The organism is Pseudopedobacter saltans DSM 12145 (genome assembly GCF_000190735.1).
GTDB lineage: Bacteria > Bacteroidota > Bacteroidia > Sphingobacteriales > Sphingobacteriaceae > Pseudopedobacter > Pseudopedobacter saltans.
Window position 1 is genome coordinate 3,263,894 of record NC_015177.1, and the last position, 20,351, is coordinate 3,284,244.

23 protein-coding genes and 1 tRNA gene are annotated in these 20,351 nt (G+C 37.3%); 10 read left to right on the top strand and 14 right to left on the bottom strand.

Annotated elements, in window-relative coordinates:
- Positions 1-233: 233 nt before the first annotated feature.
- The 3 genes from PEDSA_RS13745 to murQ all read right to left on the bottom strand — a co-directional run bounded on the left by PEDSA_RS13745 (position 234) and on the right by murQ (position 2,316).
- Positions 234-641, bottom strand: coding sequence for an OsmC family protein (locus tag PEDSA_RS13745; RefSeq protein ID WP_013633757.1), 408 nt, complete (start codon positions 639-641; stop codon positions 234-236).
- A gap of 281 nt (positions 642-922) precedes the next feature.
- A complete protein-coding gene (locus PEDSA_RS13750) occupies positions 923-1,489 on the bottom strand; it encodes a hypothetical protein (protein ID WP_013633758.1) in 567 nt (188 codons plus the stop codon).
- Positions 1,490-1,500: 11 nt separating this feature from the next.
- Positions 1,501-2,316, bottom strand: a complete 816-nt coding sequence (murQ, locus tag PEDSA_RS13755) for an N-acetylmuramic acid 6-phosphate etherase (protein WP_041537473.1) — start codon at positions 2,314-2,316, stop codon at positions 1,501-1,503.
- A gap of 190 nt (positions 2,317-2,506) precedes the next feature.
- Between murQ and PEDSA_RS13760 the strand changes: the two genes are divergently transcribed.
- Together PEDSA_RS13760 and PEDSA_RS13765 are read left to right on the top strand one after the other, a co-directional pair.
- On the top strand, positions 2,507-4,057 hold the full coding sequence (locus tag PEDSA_RS13760; RefSeq protein WP_169311989.1) for a S41 family peptidase: 1,551 nt from the start codon (positions 2,507-2,509) through the stop codon (positions 4,055-4,057).
- A 96-nt stretch (positions 4,058-4,153) separates the two neighbouring features.
- A complete protein-coding gene (locus tag PEDSA_RS13765) occupies positions 4,154-5,407 on the top strand; it encodes a PQQ-dependent sugar dehydrogenase (protein ID WP_013633761.1) in 1,254 nt (417 codons plus the stop codon).
- 121 nt (positions 5,408-5,528) lie between these two features.
- On the opposite strand, the gene PEDSA_RS20590 is transcribed toward PEDSA_RS13765, so the two are convergent.
- The 6 genes from PEDSA_RS20590 to PEDSA_RS13790 form a co-directional block, all read right to left on the bottom strand.
- Complete coding sequence (locus PEDSA_RS20590) at positions 5,529-5,756, bottom strand: GIY-YIG nuclease family protein (RefSeq protein ID WP_083811760.1); 228 nt, start codon at positions 5,754-5,756, stop codon at positions 5,529-5,531.
- An 87-nt stretch (positions 5,757-5,843) separates the two neighbouring features.
- Positions 5,844-5,917, bottom strand: a tRNA-Asp gene (locus tag PEDSA_RS13770).
- A 150-nt stretch (positions 5,918-6,067) separates the two neighbouring features.
- Positions 6,068-7,144 (bottom strand): peptide chain release factor 1, encoded by a 1,077-nt coding sequence (gene prfA / locus PEDSA_RS13775; protein ID WP_013633762.1) that lies wholly within the window; start codon positions 7,142-7,144, stop codon positions 6,068-6,070.
- Between the two features lie 60 nt (positions 7,145-7,204).
- Positions 7,205-8,014 carry a hypothetical protein gene (locus PEDSA_RS13780; RefSeq protein WP_013633763.1) on the bottom strand — a complete coding sequence of 270 codons (810 nt, stop codon included), beginning with the start codon at positions 8,012-8,014 and terminating at the stop codon, positions 7,205-7,207.
- A gap of 1 nt (position 8,015) precedes the next feature.
- Complete coding sequence (locus tag PEDSA_RS13785; RefSeq protein ID WP_013633764.1) at positions 8,016-8,768, bottom strand: UDP-2,3-diacylglucosamine diphosphatase; 753 nt, start codon at positions 8,766-8,768, stop codon at positions 8,016-8,018.
- A 107-nt stretch (positions 8,769-8,875) separates the two neighbouring features.
- Positions 8,876-10,195 carry a DUF6600 domain-containing protein gene (locus tag PEDSA_RS13790; protein ID WP_013633765.1) on the bottom strand — a complete coding sequence of 440 codons (1,320 nt, stop codon included), beginning with the start codon at positions 10,193-10,195 and terminating at the stop codon, positions 8,876-8,878.
- Between the two features lie 260 nt (positions 10,196-10,455).
- Here PEDSA_RS13790 and PEDSA_RS13795 point away from each other — a divergent pair, with 260 nt between their 5' ends.
- Together PEDSA_RS13795 and PEDSA_RS13800 are read left to right on the top strand one after the other, a co-directional pair.
- Positions 10,456-11,169, top strand: a complete 714-nt coding sequence (locus PEDSA_RS13795; RefSeq protein ID WP_041537085.1) for an SAM-dependent methyltransferase — start codon at positions 10,456-10,458, stop codon at positions 11,167-11,169.
- A complete protein-coding gene (locus PEDSA_RS13800) occupies positions 11,166-12,203 on the top strand; it encodes a thioredoxin domain-containing protein (RefSeq protein WP_013633767.1) in 1,038 nt (345 codons plus the stop codon). Before PEDSA_RS13795 ends, PEDSA_RS13800 begins: the two co-directional genes overlap by 4 nt.
- On the opposite strand, the gene miaE is transcribed toward PEDSA_RS13800, so the two are convergent.
- The 5 genes from miaE to PEDSA_RS13825 form a co-directional block, all read right to left on the bottom strand.
- The gene (gene miaE, locus PEDSA_RS13805; protein WP_013633768.1) at positions 12,194-12,802 is read right to left on the bottom strand and encodes a tRNA-(ms[2]io[6]A)-hydroxylase; all 609 of its coding nucleotides are present in this window, start codon (positions 12,800-12,802) and stop codon (positions 12,194-12,196) included. The genes PEDSA_RS13800 and miaE overlap by 10 nt on opposite strands.
- 130 nt (positions 12,803-12,932) lie before the next feature.
- Positions 12,933-13,505 carry a nicotinate (nicotinamide) nucleotide adenylyltransferase gene (nadD, locus tag PEDSA_RS13810; RefSeq protein ID WP_013633769.1) on the bottom strand — a complete coding sequence of 191 codons (573 nt, stop codon included), beginning with the start codon at positions 13,503-13,505 and terminating at the stop codon, positions 12,933-12,935.
- 116 nt (positions 13,506-13,621) lie between these two features.
- Positions 13,622-14,191, bottom strand: coding sequence for a guanylate kinase (gene gmk, locus PEDSA_RS13815; protein ID WP_013633770.1), 570 nt, complete (start codon positions 14,189-14,191; stop codon positions 13,622-13,624).
- 75 nt (positions 14,192-14,266) lie between these two features.
- The gene (locus tag PEDSA_RS13820) at positions 14,267-15,142 is read right to left on the bottom strand and encodes a YicC/YloC family endoribonuclease (RefSeq protein WP_245546763.1); all 876 of its coding nucleotides are present in this window, start codon (positions 15,140-15,142) and stop codon (positions 14,267-14,269) included.
- A 217-nt stretch (positions 15,143-15,359) separates the two neighbouring features.
- Complete coding sequence (locus PEDSA_RS13825; protein ID WP_013633772.1) at positions 15,360-15,650, bottom strand: hypothetical protein; 291 nt, start codon at positions 15,648-15,650, stop codon at positions 15,360-15,362.
- A gap of 216 nt (positions 15,651-15,866) precedes the next feature.
- Here PEDSA_RS13825 and PEDSA_RS13830 point away from each other — a divergent pair, with 216 nt between their 5' ends.
- The 6 genes from PEDSA_RS13830 to PEDSA_RS13855 all read left to right on the top strand — a co-directional run bounded on the left by PEDSA_RS13830 (position 15,867) and on the right by PEDSA_RS13855 (position 20,289).
- Positions 15,867-16,583: a hypothetical protein gene (locus tag PEDSA_RS13830; protein WP_013633773.1), complete on the top strand. Its 717-nt coding sequence runs from the start codon at positions 15,867-15,869 to the stop codon at positions 16,581-16,583.
- 469 nt (positions 16,584-17,052) lie between these two features.
- Positions 17,053-17,586 (top strand): DUF6252 family protein, encoded by a 534-nt coding sequence (locus PEDSA_RS13835; RefSeq protein ID WP_013633775.1) that lies wholly within the window; start codon positions 17,053-17,055, stop codon positions 17,584-17,586.
- Positions 17,587-17,602: 16 nt separating this feature from the next.
- Positions 17,603-17,842, top strand: coding sequence for a hypothetical protein (locus tag PEDSA_RS13840; RefSeq protein ID WP_013633776.1), 240 nt, complete (start codon positions 17,603-17,605; stop codon positions 17,840-17,842).
- Positions 17,843-17,906: 64 nt separating this feature from the next.
- Positions 17,907-18,437 (top strand): DUF6252 family protein, encoded by a 531-nt coding sequence (locus PEDSA_RS13845; protein ID WP_013633777.1) that lies wholly within the window; start codon positions 17,907-17,909, stop codon positions 18,435-18,437.
- 18 nt (positions 18,438-18,455) lie between these two features.
- A complete protein-coding gene (locus tag PEDSA_RS13850) occupies positions 18,456-19,010 on the top strand; it encodes a hypothetical protein (RefSeq protein WP_013633778.1) in 555 nt (184 codons plus the stop codon).
- Positions 18,961-20,289, top strand: coding sequence for a lipase family protein (locus tag PEDSA_RS13855; protein WP_013633779.1), 1,329 nt, complete (start codon positions 18,961-18,963; stop codon positions 20,287-20,289). The genes PEDSA_RS13850 and PEDSA_RS13855 overlap by 50 nt, the downstream gene beginning before the upstream one ends.
- Positions 20,290-20,351: the final 62 nt, after the last annotated feature.

Here is a 20,351-nt window from a genome sequence, read left to right on the forward strand (position 1 = left end):
AAGTCTTTAATTGGGAGCGGACTTTTTCAGTATATATTTAAATCTCCCAAAGATACATTACTCATTATTACATTATATCACTTGCCGGATTTTGCCAGTGTTTTCCGCATTTTACCGGCATCTCTTTATATTCCTTTGAGAGTTCCTCGCGAAATAGGGGTATTTTTCAAAGAAACTTCGAAGCAGTGTAGGAGAAGTTCAAGTAAAATTGCTTAAATCTTAGCGGATTTTGGTTACCAGTTAAATTGAACTTCTTTCTTAATATCTGGATGCAAACTGTAAAACACCGGACAAGTCATGGCTGCATTCTCTAAAATCTTTTTTTCCTTATCTGTATAGGCCAACTTATTCGGAAAATCAAAATTTACATAAATTTCCGATACTCTCCTGGGCTCTGTCGCCATTACTTTTGTAACCTCTGCTTCCACTTCGCCCAAGTCAATCTTATGCGTGTTAGCAGCCATTCCCATAATAGTTATCATACAGTTGGCCAGAGATGTTGCCACCAAATCACTTGGAGAGAATGCTTCGCCCTTTCCATTATTATCTACCGGAGCATCTGTTACAATGGTTTCTCCTGATTTTAAATGGGTGGCTGTAGTTCTTAGAGAACCAATATATTTAACTTTTGACGTTGCCATATTATTCTTTTAAACCGTAAAAAGAGGAGACAAAGTTGTCACAGATAAAATCCGTACTATCAGCTTTGTTTGCACCCAACATTTTTTTATCCGAAAATTATTCGTATCTTATTTTTAACACAAAGATAAACTATCGATAAGATAATTTATAACTCCCCTATAAGTCTCCCTGAAGCCCCTATATACTCCCCTACATCTCCCCATTAACTAATACTGAATTATTGCTTAATAAATATTTATTGCATACTTTTCCTAGTAAGCGCTAAAGACAGGAGATAGCATTAATTCAAACGCCGCATTAATAACTCCTCTACTTTCTTAAAAAACTGTAATGGTTTTAATTGACGCCAGTGTAATTCATCCAACTCCCCACCAAAATTGATATAATAGTCCAAATTGACACTTTTAAACTCTTCGACAACGTGTTCTCTAAAATTAACTCCAGCTATCCAGCCGTCCTCTACGTCCTGAAACCATTCCTCGTAATAGCAATCGTCAGATGCATGGAAATTTAAAACGTTCTCACCAATTAAAATGAATTTGTTAACTCCTTCATCCATCATTGTTTCTAAGATTTCTCTTTTTAACAGCATAATGTCATTGGTAATCGCATCGTTCCACTCACCGATAAATTCTATAACTGCATATTGCCGGTCATAATCAACAAATAATATCTTCAGATAAAGTGTTGGCGAGCCAAAGAAATCCCATTGTGGATGCAAGAGAAAATTGTATATCTGTTTATCGTAATAAAATTCGCTATATTCAGTATTAAAGAAAGGAGACCTATCATCCTCCGCCGCTATGTAATCATCTCTCCATTTATAGAAAGGCTCTATCTCATGCATAGTCTTTATTTTTATACTTTTTGTCTTAAATATGCGTCTGCTGCTTTACGAACACTACCAAATTCCTCTAATAGTCGAATAGCAACATCTTCACTGGCATGAATTTCGGCCATCAACATCTTAACCCCTCTATCCACTAATTTATTGTTTGTTAGCTGCATATCTACCATTTTATTTCCCTTCACATGGCCTAATTTAATCATGACAGCTGTACTGATCATATTAAGCACCAACTTTTGGGCGGTCCCGGCTTTCATTCTGGTTGATCCGGTTACAAATTCTGGTCCAACAACCACTTCTATAGGACATTGAGCAACCGCAGCAATTGGACTTCCTGCATTACAAACTATACAGCCCGTTAAAAGACCTTCTTCATTAGCTTTTTTTAATCCCGACAGAACATAAGGCGTATATCCCGAAGCCGCAATTCCTATAACAGTGTCTTTTTCATTGATTTGATATGCCTTCAAATCCTTCCATGCCTGTTCTTTGTCGTCCTCAGCAAATTCTACAGCCCGTCTGATCGCTCCGTCTCCGCCAGCTATTATACCAATAACTTTATCAAAACCGACACCAAAAGTAGGAGGACACTCGGAGGCATCAACTACCCCTAGTCTTCCGCTTGTTCCCGCTCCGATATAAAACAATCTACCTCCGTTTCTCATTCTTGGAACAATAGACAAAATCAATTTTTCTATATTCCCGAGCACTTTATTAATGGCCAAAGGAACTAAACTATCTTCGTGATTTATGCTAGACAGCAAATCAGAGACAGGCATCTTCTCCAAATCATTATATCTAGACTCTGACTCAGTGGTTTTTCCCATTATATATTCAAGTTTGGCCCAAATATCGAAAAACATTTTTGTTAATGCATTTTTCTTTTTATCAAAACAAAAACCTCTTTTTCGACAAAAAAAGTGTTTAATAACTAACTAGTTATTACATTTGAATACGGTTAGTTTCATGAGTGCGAATAACAATAAATTTCTGTATATCCTTTGTATCTGTTTGGCTATGATATTTAGCTTTATACTCGGCACAAAGTACGATCAGTACAGGATAGGGGAACGGATTTCCATTGATTTCAACAGGAATAATAAGGTAAACAAAGTTTTAAATCTGATAAGGAAAAACTATGTAGACTCTGTTAATGTAGATTCTATGGAGAACATGGCTATTGGAGAGATTTTAACTCACTTGGATCCTCACTCTGTTTATTTACCTCCTTCACAGGCTAAGAAGCAAAGCGAAAGCTTGGAAGGTAATTTTGAAGGTATCGGAATTGAGTATTATCTATTATCAGATACCATACTCGTTACATCAGTTAGACAAAGTGGCCCTTCAGAAAAAGCAGGCCTACAGAAAGGCGACAAAATAATTGCAGTAAATGGTGAACTTCTAACAGGGAAGGGGCTTTTGGCTTTTAACCTTGTAAATAAGCTTAAAGGTAAAAAGGGCAGCGAGGTTAAAGTTTCCGTAATTAGAAATGGAAATAAAAAGCCCTATCAATTTTCAATTGTACGAGATCAAATCATGGTAAGCAGTATCGATGCTGCTTATATGATCAATAAAGAAACAGCCTATATCAAAATCAGCAAATTTGATATTAAAACCGAAGAAGATTTTACCAATAAGCTTTTATATCTGGAAGAAAAAGGTATGAAAAATCTCATTCTGGATTTAAGAGGAAATGGGGGAGGTTATTTAAGCGCCGCCACAAGTTTGGCCGATCACTTTTTAAAAGATAAGGACTTAATCGTTTACACGCAGGGCCTTCATGAGCCCAAAACAGAGTACCGGGCAACGGAAGGCGGTTTATTTGAAAAAGGAAAGCTAGCCATCCTGATTGATGAGCAAAGCGCTTCTGCCAGTGAAATAGTTGCCGGGGCAATTCAGGATTTAGACAGAGGAGTGATCATAGGAAGAAGGTCTTTTGGAAAGGGGCTTGTACAGGAACAATTCAGTTTTGAAGATGGATCGGCGATGAATCTAACTGTCGCCCGATACTTTACGCCTTCCGGCAGATCTATCCAAAAATCCTATGCGAAAGGCAACAAGGCATATTATAACAGTTTATATAAAGACGATGAAGAAAATTTTTATATAGACAGTATTAAGAGAAATAATATTTCCAGCCATATTTTTAAGACAGTAAGTGGCAGGGTAATATATGATGGTAGCGGAATTACCCCTGATTATGTTATTTCAGTCGATACATCGCATTTGACTGCATTTTATAAAAAAATAAACAATCAAAATCTGTTACTTGAGTTCACCTACAGATTTTTAGCGCAAGCCCCACTTTCTGAACAATATAAAACAGCTGAACAATTTTACAACAACTACGCAGTTAGTGACCAAGATTTTTCCAGGCTGCTCGCCTTTTTAAAAGATAAAAATATTCAGGCAAGCCCTGAAGAGATTAAAAAATCCGGCATGCGGCTGAGAAATGAAATCAAATCTCTTTTAGCCAGGTTCCATTTTAAAGAGGAAGGCTTCTATAGAACTGTAAATGGTACAGACAGCATGCTGACCAAGGCGCTAGATGTTCTGACAAAAAACTAGATGGTGTTAGTTTTATTTTCTACAAACATTTTGGCAAAATACTTGTAGGCTTATCGGGTAATTTCAAGAATCATCTAACCTATAAATACTCATATCATGAAAAACCTGACTCCCTTATTTTGCATAGCGATTTCAACTTTATACTTATCATCTTGTTCGTCATCTAATTCTTCAGATGGCAAATTGCAGGACACCACAAAAACAATTAATGAAAATGGTCTTCCCGAACCGTATGCAACACGGCCCACTTCTAAAAACAGCAAAGTAATCAATTGGCCAAACGGTAAAACGCCAGTAGCTCCGGAAGGATTTGTGGTTAAACAATTCGCAAAAGGTCTTAAGAACCCAAGATGGATATATCAGCTTCCAAATGGGGATATACTGGTGGCGGAATCTAATGGATCACAAAGTGCTAATAGAATTACCCGCTTTAGGGACACCAACAATGATGGTATTCCCGAAGAACAAAATATATTTCTGGAAAACCTCAATCAACCATTTGGAATGTTATTAATTGGCAATACCTTTTATGTAGCCAATACCGATGGGTTAATAAGGTATTCTTATAGCAACGGAGATACAAAAATTACCGGATCAGGCAATAAAATACTAAGCTTGCCTGCGGGTGGATATAATAACCATTGGACAAGAAATATTATCACCAATTCCGACCATTCTAAAATATATGTTTCGGTAGGTTCTGGGAGTAACGTAGGGGAAAATGGTATGGACAATGAAGTCCGAAGAGCGAATATATTAGAAATTAACCCGGACGGTTCCGGCGAAATTATCTTTGCTTCTGGACTAAGAAATCCTGTAGGGATGGATTGGGCTCCCGGAACAAATGTGTTATGGACCGCCGTAAATGAGCGCGACAACTTGGGCGATGATTTAGTTCCGGATTATATTACGAGTGTACAAAAGGGTGGCTTTTATGGCTGGCCGTATTCTTATTGGGGAAAATACCCTGATCCGAGATTGAAAGGAGAAAGGCCAGATTTAGTAGCCAAAGCTATAGTACCAGATGTTAATCTTGGTTCTCATACCGCTTCATTAGGATTAGCATTTAATAAAGGAGATGCCCTGGGCTCTAAATATAAAGGTGGAGCATTTGTAGGACAACATGGCTCTTGGAACCGATCTGAGTTTGTTGGATACAAAGTTGTTTATGTTCCCTTTTCAAATGGGAAACCAAGCGGTAAACCAGAGGACTTTTTAACGGGGTTTATTGCTGATGCACAAAAAAGTGAAGTATATGGAAGGCCTGTGGGAGTCACATTTCTTCAGAATGGAAATTTACTGGTTGCAGATGACGCAGCGGGTATTATTTGGCATGTGGCAAGGAAATAGCATAAACGAAAAAAGGTTAACCCGTTAAAGTTAACCTTTTTTGCGGTCTGGACAGCTTGTCCGGTCTTTGACAGGAGAACTCGAACCCGTCTCGCTCGAAGCGAGATGACAGGCTTGTATTCTAACCTTCTGAATTAATTTTAATAAGATTGGACGCTTGGAGACAGAGCCATTCTATATATTTTCTATTATATCTTTTCAATTGCTTTTCTCTAATCAATGCAGATCTTTTCGTCTCACATGCCTCCAGGTAAATAAGCCGCCATGGTATTTTGGATTTCGTATAACGACTTTTACCTTGGTTATGCTCTTCTACACGACGAATATAATCACTGGTAAAGCCTTTAATAACGTTCCGTCTTTCTCACTCTTAATGATATAAACATAATGCTCCATAAACGAAAAAAGGTTAACCTGTTAAAGTTAACCTTTTTTGCGGTCTGGACGGGACTCGAACCCGCGACCCCATGCGTGACAGGCATGTATTCTAACCAGCTGAACTACCAGACCAATATTTTTAAGCTTCAAGGTTGACATTCGAACCCGAGACCCTCCCGACACGTCGGGATAGTCTAACCAGCTGAACTACCAACCCTTTTTCCCGTTCCTTGCGATTGGGAGTGCAAATATAAACATTTGTTTCTATCTACAAACTTTTTTTTACAAAACTGAAGCGCCTTCCTTCAACTTCTCAGCATTCTCTGCAAATTGCAGTGCATCCAGAATTTCCTGTATCTCTCCGTTCATAACCGCAGGAAGATTATATAAAGTCAAACCTATACGATGTTCGGTAACCCTTCCTTGCGGATAGTTGTAAGTACGTATTTTGGCAGACCTGTCTCCGGTCGAAACCATGGTTTTACGTTTACTCGCAATTTCTTCATTGTATTTTGCCAATTCACGCTCATAGAGTTTGCTACGTAACATTTCCATAGCCCGCTCTCTGTTCCCCAACTGTGAACGTTCTACCTGACAAACTACTACTATTCCAGTTGGTTTATGTGTTAGCTGAACTTTGGTTTCCACTTTATTTACGTTCTGTCCACCCGCACCTCCAGATCTTGAAGTTTGCATTTCTATATCTGCAGGGTTAATTTCCACGTCCACTTCCTCTGCTTCAGGCAAAACAGCAACAGATGCTGCAGAAGTATGTACACGGCCCTGAGTCTCTGTATCCGGAACACGTTGTACGCGGTGTACTCCAGACTCATATTTTAAAGTTCCGTAAACATCTTCTCCGCTTACCTTAAAAACAACCTCTTTGTAACCTCCGTTAGTTCCATCTGTAACTTCAAGAACTTCTGTCCGCCAACCTTTTCCTTCACAATAGCGAGTGTACATTCTATACAGGTCTCCAGCGAAAATAGCGGCTTCATCACCTCCCGTACCACCTCTGATCTCCACGATAGCATCTTTCTCATCTCCCGGATCTTTTGGTACCAGCATTAATCTGATTTTGGCTTCCATTTCTTCCTTTTCAGGAATCAAAACATCTAACTCTTCTTTTGCCATTTCCCGCAACTCCTGATCTTTCTCGTTGGCTAAAATATCTTTATTGGTCGCTATATTGCTAACTACATTTTTATATTTATAGTATTCATCTACTATCAGACCAAGATCCTTGTATTCCTTATTCAGCTGCGCAAAACGCTTCATGTCCTGCGTTGCCTCCGGATTCGACAATTCTCTTTCTACATCATCGCGACGCAGCTTTATTGCTTCTAATTTATCTAACATGATATGAAATCTATATCTGAAAACCAAGTCTTAAAATCCCTCATAACAGAGTAAATCAGACTAGTCGTTTTTTAAAGACCACAAAGTTAATTGTTTTTCGCCTATTATCAGCAGGTGGTTGAGATACTTAATAAAATTTGTTGCATTTTCTACGTTGGGAATTTCAAGGGAAACCAACTGAAAGCTAAGAAAATCGTAAGCATAGAGCTTTCTTTCTTTTCCAAATAAAATCTGGCTCCCTTCTACTTCGAACTCACGGGGGATTTCTATAACAGCGGTTTTATAAAAATTACCAAAACGATCAAAAATACGGATGCCTTCTCCTTTATCATTTATAAAAACGTAGGCGTCGTTAGCATACAAGTAGTTTGCCTTTATATCCAGGCCGTCTCGCTGATAAATATTTCCACTACGCAATTCATCAATAAAAGTATTACTCAACTTTTTAAGTTCCCGGTTGAGCTGATCGTAAACCCAATAGCCATTATTATTGGCTGATGCGACCAATGTTATCTGGACATCCGGATCTTTATTAAAAGAATATCTGTTAATTTCACTCAAATTATTATTAAGGATTACGATTTGCTGATGTGCAGCATAAAAAACCAGTATCCTTAAAGGATCTTTGACATCAACCTGATCAATATCTCCAAAGTTCTTATTACTGTACGACCATAGTTTTACGCCCTTAGAACTAAACTTTATGAGTTCATTATTAGGCTGTACAACATATATATTTCCGAATTGATCCAATTTAGCCAGCTTGCTTTCGATATCAATACTCGCTTCTTTATTGAATTTTTGGGAAAACAATAAAGGTCCTTGAAAGAGGAACAAGAATAGCAAAAAGAAAATCCGGAAATGCTTCATACTACAACCATTTCTTTAGTTCAACTTTTTCTCCATCAAACTGTGCATAGCAGGAATCGTTTACCCACTCTCCTAAATTTACATAGGTGGTCTTTTCATTTAAAGGAAAAATAAAAGGATTATGTCTATGTCCAAAAATCAGGTAATCAAATTCTCCAAATTTCTTTTGGATATCCTGATAAGTATCTATTGCCCAATTTTTCTCAAAGTCTTCGTCTGGTTTCCAAAGATTTTTATTGTTAGCTAAGCGGCTTTTACTACTCCAATAATTAGCAATTCCAATTCCCAGATTAGGATGTATTCTGGCAAAGAGCCATTGACAAAAACCACTTCTAAAAAAGTTCTTTAATATTTTATAACTTTTATCTCCATCTCCCAAACCATCTCCGTGGTGAATAAAGAAACGCTTCCCTTCGCGTTCTATAATCAGCTCGTCACTGATTATTTGCAGATTAAATTCTTTCTTAAAATAATCGAAAACCCACATATCATGATTCCCTTTAAAGAAATACAGCTTTATTCCTGCATCACTTAATTCTGCCAGCTTACCCTGAAGACGTATAAAACCTTTGGGGATAACAGCCGCGTATTCGAACCAGAAATCAAAAATATCTCCAACAAGAAAAACTTCTGTTGCATCGCCTTTAATAGAATCCAGCCAGGCCACAACCCTAGCTTCACGTTCGCGACTCGTTTTATAATTAGGAACTCCTAAATGAAAATCAGATGCAAAATATAGTTTTGTTTGTTTCAAAAGCTTAATTCTAAACTGTAAAAATAAACTTTCTAAATTAATCTTATCATAAAAAAAGCCCCCGGTATTTTATTAAACCGGAGGCTTTTATAACAAATCTATTTACTTTATCTGCTTGGACGTTCGGATCTACCTCCCGAATTTCCCCTATCCATACTTGGTGCAGAACTTCTACCTTCACTTCTAGGCATACTGGAACCTGAAGGGCGCTCCATACGTTGAGGAGGAGCTTGTTGAACCCGTTCCTGCCTTTGAGGTGCCTGTTGAACCGGCTCTTGTCTTTGCGGAGCATTTTCTCTGCTTGGAACTTCTCTTCTTTCAGCTCCGGACGGCCTGCCTTCTGCAGAACCAGGTCTCTCCATCCGTTGCGGTTGAGACCGATCTGTTCTGGTAGGCGCGCCTTCTCCGGAAGAATTTTCTCTTTGAGGTCTTTCTGTCGGTCTCGGAGTTCTATCAGGAGTTGAACTTCTTTCTGAAGCCGAACCTCTGTCCGGATAAGTTCCTCTGGAAGGAGTTCCGCCATTATCTACTCTAGATGGTCTGTTTGAAATACCGTTACCATTTCTGTTATCGCCGGTTTGTGGCCTCGAATTAGTTGTAGGCCTATTGTCTCTAACATTACCATTTTCAGTTCTTGAAGGCCGTGAGTTGTTATCTCTTGAAGATACGACTCTGCTCGGCGCATCATTAGCTCCACGATCTATCTGTGGACGATAAACACTTATAGAATTTCTATCAATCCTCGCGGCGCCCGGTCTAGAAGAATTTTCTATTCTGTGAACCTGAACGTTACTTCCGGTAGCTCTTCTAACATCTCTTGCTGATGGTCCCGACACATATCTCACACTATTATTTACATAAACGTTATTGATAATAGTTGTATTTCTGATAATGGTCACGTTCCTTCTGGGATTCCAGTAGCTGCCGTAATTGTTATAATAGATATAACGTTGCGGGATAAACACCCAATAAAAATCCGGGTAATATCTTGGTCCTATGTTGATATTTACTGTTAGTCTAGGTCCCATTGGCGCCCAACCATAATAACCACCACCTGTTCTCCAATCTACCCATGCTGGCCCCCATACAGTGTCCGGAACCCAAATCCAACCATCATAGCTGTCATAATACCATCTTCCATAGTGGAACGGAGCCCAACCCCATTCGTAATCAGACGCCCAGGTATTTCCATACTGCGTCATTATCCACCTACCATTTGTATAATATGGTCTAAAATCAGAACCGACATTAGGTCGCCACACATAACCATATTCGGGATTATCTATCCAATCGCCATAATAAGACAGCTCGTCGTAAAAGACTTGCAAAGAAACATTACGATTCTGAGCATGTGTAGTCCCGCTGGTAAAACTTAAGAATGCAATCATGAATCCTAAGCCTAAAATCATTTTTTTTAAAGTTGACATCTTAAAATCCCCTTTCGTTTTGGAGTTTTAGTTAAACGCTTTCGCTAATTTTACGATATATATGTAACAACATAATTACCGAATTTTAAGCTCTTTCATCAACTATTTTCATCCCAATTTTAAATTTTTAATATTATTAACCGTCTTAAACACCGTTTATAAGCGGGTTTAATATATAGACTGTAAAAAACACAAAAGGTAACATGGTCATCCTCATAATTTTTATTGGGGAGATAAACAGGAATGACGTAATTTGCAAAATGGATAAAGGAATATTATACCTCATCCCGGTGGTGATGGCAGAAAATGCAGTAAATAAATCTTTAACTCCTTATCTCGTTGACACGATAAATGCTATTACAGAATATATTGTGGAGAATGAAAAAACAGCTCGTAAATGCCTGAAAGATGCTGGACTTAAAACGCCTCAAAAAGATTTATTGATCCATGACTACGGAAAACACCAGCGGAGTCAGGGACTGAATAAGTTTTTTAAAGGTCTGGAGCAAGGGAGGAATGTGGGACTAATGAGCGAAGCAGGCTGTCCGGGGATAGCAGACCCAGGAGCAGATATCATTGCAGAAGCACACAGACGGGGGATAAAAGTAGTCCCTTTAGTAGGCCCAAGCTCTATTATTTTAGCACTCATGGGATCGGGATTTAATGGGCAAAGCTTCGCATTCAATGGATATTTGCCTATTGATAAAGGAGGAAGAACCAAAAAGGTAAAAGAACTGGAATCTTTATCGGAACGTTTGGACCAAACACAAATATTCATCGAAACTCCGTTTAGAAACAACCAGCTTTTAGAAGAACTTTTGCGAAGTTGCAAAAGAGATACCATGCTTTGTATTGCTTGTGATTTAACGGCGGAAAGCGAGCTTATTTCTACTAAAACCATTCAGGACTGGGCAAAAAGCAAACCCGACCTGCATAAAAAACCTACTATTTTTCTGATATATAGAAAAAAATGAGTATCCCTTCAAGTTCTTCGGTATTAATAAGAGGCGTAAATATCCCTTCATTGGCTTTGAGCTGCTATTTAGCACAAGCCGGCATCAACGTACTTTTAATTGATGAAGAATCTCGTCTGGCTAAAGAAAACGAATTCGTTTCTTTTGATAGTTATTCTACAGATTTTTTGAATGAGATCAGAATCAAGACAGACGTAAACAGCTCGACAAAGGACTTCTTTAAAAACGCTAAAGAGATATTATTGCACAAAATGTGCACTGTAAGCTGGGGAACAAGCATCGTCCGAAATGACCTCGGAAAAGATTTTCAACTGATAGATCTTCACAACAAGATATTTCAACATCAGACTTCTTTTTTTATTGATTCTGAAAAGCTGGAAATCAATTCGGACCTAAACCTATCTATTAAAAATGTCGCTCTTTTTTCCTGGAAAATTGAAGGGATCATCAATGGAAATTTAAATCAGCACATTTTAACACAACAAAAAATTGAAGAAAACTTGCTGGAGGCTTATGCGTTAAAGAAGCCCAATATTTTAGAAAAGTTTCTCAAACAAAAAAATAATGCTTTCAATTTAAGGGAAAGCAAGTTAAATCTCCATCTAAGCCAGCAAAGGATTATAGAAGCCGGAGATTTGCTACCTAATCTGGCCGTTTTTGACGAGCGACTAAAACAGGAAACTAATTTTTACAACTGGTGTAAATTTGGAGAATTTCATCTGCTTATTTTAGGTTCGACATCTCAACACAATCTATTCAACGTTGCGAAATGGATAAAATCCAATTTCCCGTTAAGGTTGTTTTATTTACCTAACTCGGAAAGCAACGAGCAAATATTCGACTATTTTAGCGTAATCGAAGGCGAGAAAAAACTGATTATTGTAAGGCCCGACAGGTATATCGGATTAATTCTGGATCGCCTGGATTTGGAAGTTCTGGAAAATTACCTCGCCAACGTTTTGCAATTGCAGACAAAAGGAAAGCCAATAAGCCAAAAACTCATTGGCTCCAATATCATTGAAAATTACCCGTGAATGGTTTCTTTCTTACCGTAATTTTGGATTACCTGCCCTTCGTAATCAAGCCATTCTTTCCAACGCTGATCCACATCTATGCCTTCTCCATATTTTCTGGCCAAGCCGATAAAAAGTGTATAATGGTTTGCTTCTGAAATCATCAGCTCATGATAGAACTCAGAAAGCTCCTGATCTGCCACATTTTCAGAAAGCACTTTAAAACGCTCGCAGCTTCTGGCCTCTATCATCGCGGCAAATAAAAGTCTATCCACCAAACTTTCTGTCTTTCTGGCCTGCCCTCCGCCTTTCTTAAGAAATTTAATCAGCTCATTCACATAATCATCCTTACGTTCTCTCCCAAGTGTATACCCTCTTTGCAGAATAATATCGTGAACTCTTTTGAAATGGTCCATTTCTTCCTGCACTAGTAAAGCCATCTCCTGTACCAGATCTGAAAGTTCAGGATTCTGTACAATTAAAGTGATAGCATTGGACGCTGCTTTTTGTTCGCAAAAAGCGTGATCTGTCAATAACTCCTCTATATTGCTTTCAACTACATTTTTAACCCAAAACGGATCAGTAGGTAGTTGCAGTTTAAACATCGTTTTCTCACTCATAATCTTTAGCTTATAGTACTAACAAAAATTATTCGTCATTGCGAGCGAAGCAAAGCAACCTCTAAAGACAAGCTATTTTCCTCGCAATAACATCTTTTTGTTTTTTATAGCGTTTTGGTCATCTATAAAATTAGCTATATAAACCTTTACTATCTATAAAATCAAATACATTATCCGGAATAAAAAAGCGTACATCTTTTTTATCATGGATTGATTTCCTGATGAAAGTGGAAGAAAGCTCCATTAACGGCGTATCGGTTATCGTAACCGATGGATGCTTAGCCAATTCTCCTCCATCATATTCAGGCCTTGGATATACAAAAATCTGATAATCCCTTAAAATAAGCTCGTAATTCTTCCACTTGTTCAAAGTTCTTAAATTATCACTTCCCATGATTAAAACAAAATTATGTTCGGGATAGATATCTTTTAAATGCGTTAAGGTATCTATTGTATAGGAAGGTTGAGGCAAACGTAGCTCTACATCACTCACCTCAATATTTTCAGCCTTTTCTATTGCAAGTTTGGCCATCTCCAACCTGTCATAAACATGAATCAGGTCTTTCTTCTCCTTTAAAGGATTATGTGGAGAAACAACTAACCAAACTTTATCCAAATCGGTATGGTTGGCCATATAATTAGCTATAATCAAATGCCCCATATGAATGGGGTTAAAAGAACCAAAAAACAAACCTATTTTCATTATTTTTTTATTCTCAAATTAGTCATTAATTACTTGACATACCAGACTATGGACTATTGACCATTATATATGGACATCCAAAGTTTATGGACATTCGGACATCGGTCTTTCGACTTTTATCCGATAAAATTTAACAACAAATCTTCTGCTTCTTTACAAGCTATTTCTAAATCGAAGTTTTTCAATTGCACATCAAATTTAGGCGAATAAGCCAGTTCTTTTTCTGCCTTAGCAAAACGCTCTTTTAATTTCTCTTCAGAATCGGTACCTCTTCCAGCCAGACGCTGTTTCAAAACATCAAGAGACGGAGGTTGTACAAATATGGCTAAAGCATTCTCTCCATATTTTTTTTTCAAACGCAAGCCACCTTCAACATCAATATCAAAAATCACATGCTTGCCTTCGTCCCATATCCTTTGAATCTCACTTTTCAATGTTCCGTAAAATGTGCCGGTATAAACTTCTTCAAATTCTACAAACTCGTGTTTGGCTACTTTATGTAGAAAGTCTTCATTACTAATAAAATAATAATCTTTTCCGTCTACTTCCTGCCCTCTGGCACTTCTGGTTGTCGCGGATATGGAGAAGGATATTTTATCTGGAAATTTATTTAATAGATGATGTACTATAGTGGTTTTACCTGCTCCCGACGGCGCAGAAAATATGATTAATTTACCTTGTTTCATTTTTTAAAAGTTGAAAGTTGAAAGTTGAAAGTTGAAGGTGTTTTACTTTAAACCTTTAACTCTAAACTTTAAACTCTACAATACATTTAACAACTGCTCTTTTATTTTCTCTAATTCTTCTTTCATCCCCACAACCAGTTTCTGGATATTGGCATCATTCGCCTTGGATCCCATTGTATTCACCTCTCTTCCTATTTCCTGCGAAATAAATCCGAGCTTTTTACCACTTGCATCCTTTTGCTCCAAAGTTTGGATGAAATAGCTACAATGCGTTCTTAAGCGAACTTTTTCTTCGGTAATATCAAATTTATCAACGAAATAAATCAGTTCCTGTTCTAACCTGTTATAATCAACCATCTCTTTCCCAACTGCGTCTTTAAGATAATTATCTAACCTTTCCCTAAAGACAGGTACTCTTTTTGGCTCATGAACTTCTATTTCTTCAAGATAAGCCAGAATATTTTGAATCCTTAGGATCAGATCTTTCTCAAGCTCTTTACCTTCAGTTTCTCTAAAATTCTGAAAATTCTGTATTGCCTGATAAAATACATCCAGTACGGATTTCCACTCTTCTTCGGAAATAGCTGCTTCATCAAACTTTATCACCTCTGGCAAACCTAACGTAAGGCTTAACAAATTACTGCTGTCTTCACCTAACGCTGTAGCTGTTTGCTTTAGTTCCTTATAATAAAACTTTAATAATTCATGATTAATGGCGCCGGATTTAGCTTCTACACTGCTATTCTCATTAATTATTGACACCGTCGCTTTACCACGCTCAATTAGTCTGTTACACTCATTCCTTAAAAAGAATTCTTTTTCTGAGTATGCTTTAGGAAGCTTAAGATTTAATTCCAGAAATTTACTATTCAGAGACTTGATTTCTACGGTGTATTTGCCGCCTGCAATATCTGTAGATGCGACTCCGTAGCCTGTCATTGATTTTATCATTTACAAAGATAAAAATAAGCAGCAAGTATTTAATAGTAAGTAAAAAGATTGAAGAGCAGTCTTTCCTGATAGTATAAAGGAGAAAACCTGAATGAGAATTGATAGGACAGAAGAAATCAGCTCCCTAAAGTTAAGGCACCACAATAGCCAGAGATGGTCTTAAGAAAAAGCATCCTTCGTTCATCTTCCGTTAAGAGAAGCTTTAGAGTATAGCCATTTAATAATTAGTTAAGTACTCCCGAATAGCCTGATGATATACCAATTTACCTTTAGGCGTACGGTAGGCCACTCCTGCTTTCTTATGTACATCGGCAATAATAGCTTTCGCATAAGCCACTGCTTCTTTAAACCTATTGCGTTTATCTTTTTGATGACTGCTGGGCACCACTTTGCTCATATCCGGTATTTTACTCACCACAGTACCATAATTATAAGTCTTTAAAACTAACTGGTCACAAATTTTGCCGCTCATGCCTTGCATGATTACATTTCTTTTCACTTTTGCCATGATTAAAACTTAAGGTTTACATATATTAATACCCAAAGCATAAAAATGTAACCCAAAGACAATCAGCACAATAAACAAGACACGACTCTAACCACTCTTTTGCATAGTCGCAAATCTCATATCTCACTTCTCAAATCCTCATATGTTAAAACATCTTAAATTTTAGAACTTCTGAAGGATATAAGGTAATTTAGTTTAGAATTGATATCGGAACCGATGAAAAAGTTATTTCTATCTTTCGTTTTACTCAGTATCACCTCATTTATTTTTGCCCAGGAAACCTTCGAGGTAAAAGGTATTATTTTCAATCAAAGCAAACAAAGGGTAGCAAGCGTTAATATAGAAAATCAAAGGAATGGCAGATTGGCGACATCGGACCAATGGGGAACTTTTTCTATCGAGGTTGCTGTAGGCGATTCTCTTTTCTTTAAAAAGGATGGATTTCAGGATGCTGCAAAGTTTATTTCTACTAAACAGAATCTGGTAATTTACCTCAATCAGGGCATTACGTTAAATGAGGTTATTGTAAAGGAAAAAAGCAAAGCAGCCGAACAGAAAGAAGCTTTAGACGATTATCGGGCAAAAGGTATTTATTTTAATGGTAACCCTCCGCTTTTATTCTCCATCTTTCATCCGCTGTCTGCTATCCACGAATTGGTAAGTAAAGATGCGGCAAACGCAAAACGCTTCGGCAATTATATTTCCAGAGAGAATGCTCAATCAGCTGTTGATATTAAATTCAATAAACGTTTGATATTGGAACACACCTCGATAAAAGAAGAAAACGTTGCAGAATTTATGTACTACTATCGGCCAAGGCCCGAAATGGTAGCTAAGTGGAACCAATATGACAATATTCGCTATATACAGGATTCTTATAAAAAGTTTGTGAAAGAGAAAAGTGAAAGGGATAGTTTAGAGGAAATTAAGTAGGGGTTGGAATGTTGAGTTTTTAATTTTTAATGTTGGAATTGAAATTCGCCTATATATAAATGTCCTTATCTCTCTGTTCTAACACACTATCAGTATCCTGATACCGAAACATATGGTTTAACTGTATCGTTTTAGAATATATCTGCGTATTGAGAATAATATCAATTAACCAATTAGAGCCATACAAAGACGTAATCATGGTTTTCTAAAAGTGAAAAAAGCCCTTTTAGCAAGACTACTTTATATATCTGTTAATTAATCATTTATTGATATAAGATTTAACTCTAGTTAAAAACCAAATGAACATATTAAACTTAATTTAACACACATAAAATGAACAAATTGATTTCGATCGATCACAACAGAAATACAAATATATTATCTTTTATTTATTATTATTAACAAAACCTTACAAATACCGCTTAATTAACTTATATTCAAACAGAAACTAATAAAAAACTATAAACCTATGAAAACTATTAAAACAAAACTTATTCTGTTTATTTTGAGCTGTACGCTACTGACAACAGGTATGAAGTGCAAAAAAGACAGCCAACATCTAAATAATGATCAGTTGCCTGCTGTTACTCAAAACGGTGCAAATACTTTTGGTTTTTTGCTGAATGGGGAGGTTTGGCTGCCGAAAGGAGGATTATTAGACCAAAAACTTGATTTGTCATATGATCCTAATTATAAGGGTGGGTCTTTCGGTATTTTTGCCAATAGATATTTGTCTAGTAAAGATAAAATGAAACTAAGCATTGGATTGACAGGTGTAAATAATACAGGCACCTATTATTTTAATAATAATGGAATAATATATGATGACAGTAAATCGAACTGTTATTACTACGAAAATAGAATAGTCTCCGGTTCAATTACCATTACCAAAATAGACTTAACCAATAAATTTATTTCCGGCACATTTGAATTTAAACTTGAAAAAGACGGTTGCCCAACCATTAATGCTACACAGGGTCGTTTTGATTTAAAAATAGAATAACTAAAACCCGTATATTATGAAAAAATTCTACTTCTTACTCATCATTAGCTTGACGGGCATAAGGTCTTCCTATGCGCAGGATACTACATCTTTAGCCGGCAAAATGCAGTTTATTTTTGCCCAGCTTAACCGCAACGATATTGCCACGGGCTTTTTAGAAGAAAGGGCATTCCCTTTGGTTTCACTAACTCCATTTAATGGCAGCCTTACCGATAGCAACAAGGTACAGCTAAATACCCTGCGATTCCTATTTTAGAAAATTTAGCAAAATATCTTATTAAAAAATAATTTTTATCTTTAATTAATCAAACAATGTGTTTATGAAAACTCTTAAAACCAAACTTATCCTGATTATTTTGGGCTGTACGCTAATAACAGGCATGAAATGTAAAAAGGATAACCAACAGCTAAGTCACGACCAATTGCCAGCCATTACTCAAAATGGCGCAAATACATTTGGTTTTTTACTGAATGGGGTGGTTTGGCTGCCTAAGACACCGTTATTAATGGAAAGATTAGATTTGACTTACGACCCTAATTATAAGGAAGGGTCTTTAGGTATTATTGCTAATAGATACCTATCAGAAGAAAGTGAAATGAGGATTAGTATAGGTTTAACAGGTGTAAATAAGACTGGTATATATTATTTTAATAATAATGGAGTTATTTATAGTGACAGTAAATCAAATTGTTATTATTACGAAAATAGAATAGTCTCCGGTTCAATGACCATTACCAAAATAGACTTAACAAATAAATTCATCTCTGGCACATTCGAATTCAAATTGGAAAAAGACGGTTGCCCAACCATTAATGCCACACAGGGTCGTTTTGATTTAAAAATAGAATAAACTAAAAACCCGTATATTATGAAAAAATTCTACTTCTTACTCATCATTAGCTTGACAGGCATAAGGTCTTCCTATGCGCAGGATACTACATCTTTAGCCGGCAAAATGCAGTTTATTTTTGCCCAATTGAACCGAAACGATATTTCAACAGGCTTTTTGGAAGAAAGGGCATTCCCTCTGGTTTCGCTAACTCCATTTAATGGCAGCCTTACCGATAGCAACAAGGTACAACTGAATACCCTGCGGGCAACTTATTTTACCCATTACACCGCCTGCATGTTGGCTACTAATCCTATGATGCCGATAGATAGTTTAAATAATCGTATTAACCAATACCTACCCCTTACTAATACAGTACCCATAGCCATACATTTTGGAGAAATGAATGCCTTTAAAAGCGACGCGGTAACCAATAACCTGATAAGCATTAGCGGAGACGACGTATTATATGATGTACCCGGCCGTCTGCAAAATCCTTATCTGTTGAAGCCTTTGTTTGCCGCGGCCCCGCTGAAAAGCGATTTTGCCACAGGAAATTTTGCGCTGGTATTTAAGCCCAATCTGTTTTTTTAGTAATAGTACTTTAACGGTAAGCGCATTATATATAGATTTTGATGATGGCAACGGTTACCAAACTGCCGGTTGGAACGCTGTGCTATACCCTGGTTATACCACACCGGGTACTAAAAATATTAAGTTGAAGATAGTGATGAGCAACAGTAACCAGTACGAGTGCTATGCGCCTGTTACCGTAGCTAATATCCCTGCATTGGAACGCTACTCTTCTTCGCCACCGACACCGGTGTACTTTAATGCAACAGGAAACCACAGCGGCGGCAGGGCTTTTGTACGCTATAGTAGCAGTAATAGCACCAGCTATCTAAAAAAACCTTTGATTGTAGTAGAGGGCTTTGATGCAGCACAAATTGCCCCGAATTTAGCTGGAAGAAATTATACTTATAGCCATTTTGTTGAAGCTTTAAGTAGAGTTTCAGATTTAGGTTACGACTTCAACTATCAGTTAGATGACATTGCTGGTTATGATTTGGTTTTTATAGACTATAACTACGGTACAGATGATATAGTCAGAAATGCCAATTTATTTAAGGCGGTACTTAACTGGGTAAATGCAGACAAAGCTTTGGGCGGCAGTACCCAGCAAAATGTAGTATTGGGTATTAGCATGGGCGGTTTGGTAGCTCGTTATGGTCTGGCACACATGACCAAGAATAATGAGGTCACAGACACCCGTTTGCTTATTACACATGATAGTCCTCATCAGGGTGCCAATGTACCGGTTGGGCTGCAAGAAATTGCCCTAAATATAGGAAGGGTAAATCTCATGGGTTACAACATAGATAAGGTGATGCCAGAATATGCAGAGGTTAAGGCTTTAATAGCAGAACCTGCTACCAAACAATTATTAATGTATAGGGTAGAGGTACATGAAAATCAATTATTCCCATATTTTAACTTTTTAAATTACTATTACTCCACCATAGAACAAAATACCTGGTTGACCAGCGTGTACAGACCTATGGTAACTTTTTCTACCTCAGACCCACAACCAACCTACCGGTTTATAGCTACTAGTCAAGGTTCAGAATGTGGAACCCAGTTATTTAGTCCCGGTGCTAAGCTGCTTAATGTACAGGGCAATGCTGCTGGGATTTTGATGCCATTTTTAGGTGTTTACAGTAAGGCAAATGCCAGCATAGAAGCCCACGCACTTCCTAACATTGGTGCTAGCAATCAAATCGCAAAAATAGATATTTGGGTAAAAAAATACTTTTTAGGGATTAGGATAGATAAAGACGTCTTTAAATATACTAAGACTATAAACAACTCCTAATTTTTACCTATAGATGGTACCTCTGGTGGCACATCTCCAATTGGGGCATTAACTTTATCTCC

Coding starts and splice junctions, on each gene's coding strand:
- PEDSA_RS13825 (WP_013633772.1), bottom strand. CDS start 15,650: ATGGCAAAAGTGAAAAGAAATGTAATCATGCAAGGCATGAGCGGCAAA.
- PEDSA_RS13760 (WP_169311989.1), top strand. CDS start 2,507: ATGATATTTAGCTTTATACTCGGCACAAAGTACGATCAGTACAGGATA.
- murQ (WP_041537473.1), bottom strand. CDS start 2,316: ATGGGAAAAACCACTGAGTCAGAGTCTAGATATAATGATTTGGAGAAG.
- PEDSA_RS13835 (WP_013633775.1), top strand. CDS start 17,053: ATGAAAACTATTAAAACAAAACTTATTCTGTTTATTTTGAGCTGTACG.
- PEDSA_RS13750 (WP_013633758.1), bottom strand. CDS start 1,489: ATGCATGAGATAGAGCCTTTCTATAAATGGAGAGATGATTACATAGCG.
- nadD (WP_013633769.1), bottom strand. CDS start 13,505: ATGAAAATAGGTTTGTTTTTTGGTTCTTTTAACCCCATTCATATGGGG.
- prfA (WP_013633762.1), bottom strand. CDS start 7,144: ATGTTAGATAAATTAGAAGCAATAAAGCTGCGTCGCGATGATGTAGAA.
- PEDSA_RS13820 (WP_245546763.1), bottom strand. CDS start 15,142: ATGATAAAATCAATGACAGGCTACGGAGTCGCATCTACAGATATTGCA.
- miaE (WP_013633768.1), bottom strand. CDS start 12,802: ATGAGTGAGAAAACGATGTTTAAACTGCAACTACCTACTGATCCGTTT.
- PEDSA_RS13745 (WP_013633757.1), bottom strand. CDS start 641: ATGGCAACGTCAAAAGTTAAATATATTGGTTCTCTAAGAACTACAGCC.
- PEDSA_RS13840 (WP_013633776.1), top strand. CDS start 17,603: ATGAAAAAATTCTACTTCTTACTCATCATTAGCTTGACGGGCATAAGG.
- PEDSA_RS13795 (WP_041537085.1), top strand. CDS start 10,456: ATGGATAAAGGAATATTATACCTCATCCCGGTGGTGATGGCAGAAAAT.
- gmk (WP_013633770.1), bottom strand. CDS start 14,191: ATGAAACAAGGTAAATTAATCATATTTTCTGCGCCGTCGGGAGCAGGT.
- PEDSA_RS13790 (WP_013633765.1), bottom strand. CDS start 10,195: ATGTCAACTTTAAAAAAAATGATTTTAGGCTTAGGATTCATGATTGCA.
- PEDSA_RS13765 (WP_013633761.1), top strand. CDS start 4,154: ATGAAAAACCTGACTCCCTTATTTTGCATAGCGATTTCAACTTTATAC.
- PEDSA_RS13850 (WP_013633778.1), top strand. CDS start 18,456: ATGAAAAAATTCTACTTCTTACTCATCATTAGCTTGACAGGCATAAGG.
- PEDSA_RS13800 (WP_013633767.1), top strand. CDS start 11,166: ATGAGTATCCCTTCAAGTTCTTCGGTATTAATAAGAGGCGTAAATATC.
- PEDSA_RS13830 (WP_013633773.1), top strand. CDS start 15,867: ATGAAAAAGTTATTTCTATCTTTCGTTTTACTCAGTATCACCTCATTT.
- PEDSA_RS13780 (WP_013633763.1), bottom strand. CDS start 8,014: ATGAAGCATTTCCGGATTTTCTTTTTGCTATTCTTGTTCCTCTTTCAA.
- PEDSA_RS13845 (WP_013633777.1), top strand. CDS start 17,907: ATGAAAACTCTTAAAACCAAACTTATCCTGATTATTTTGGGCTGTACG.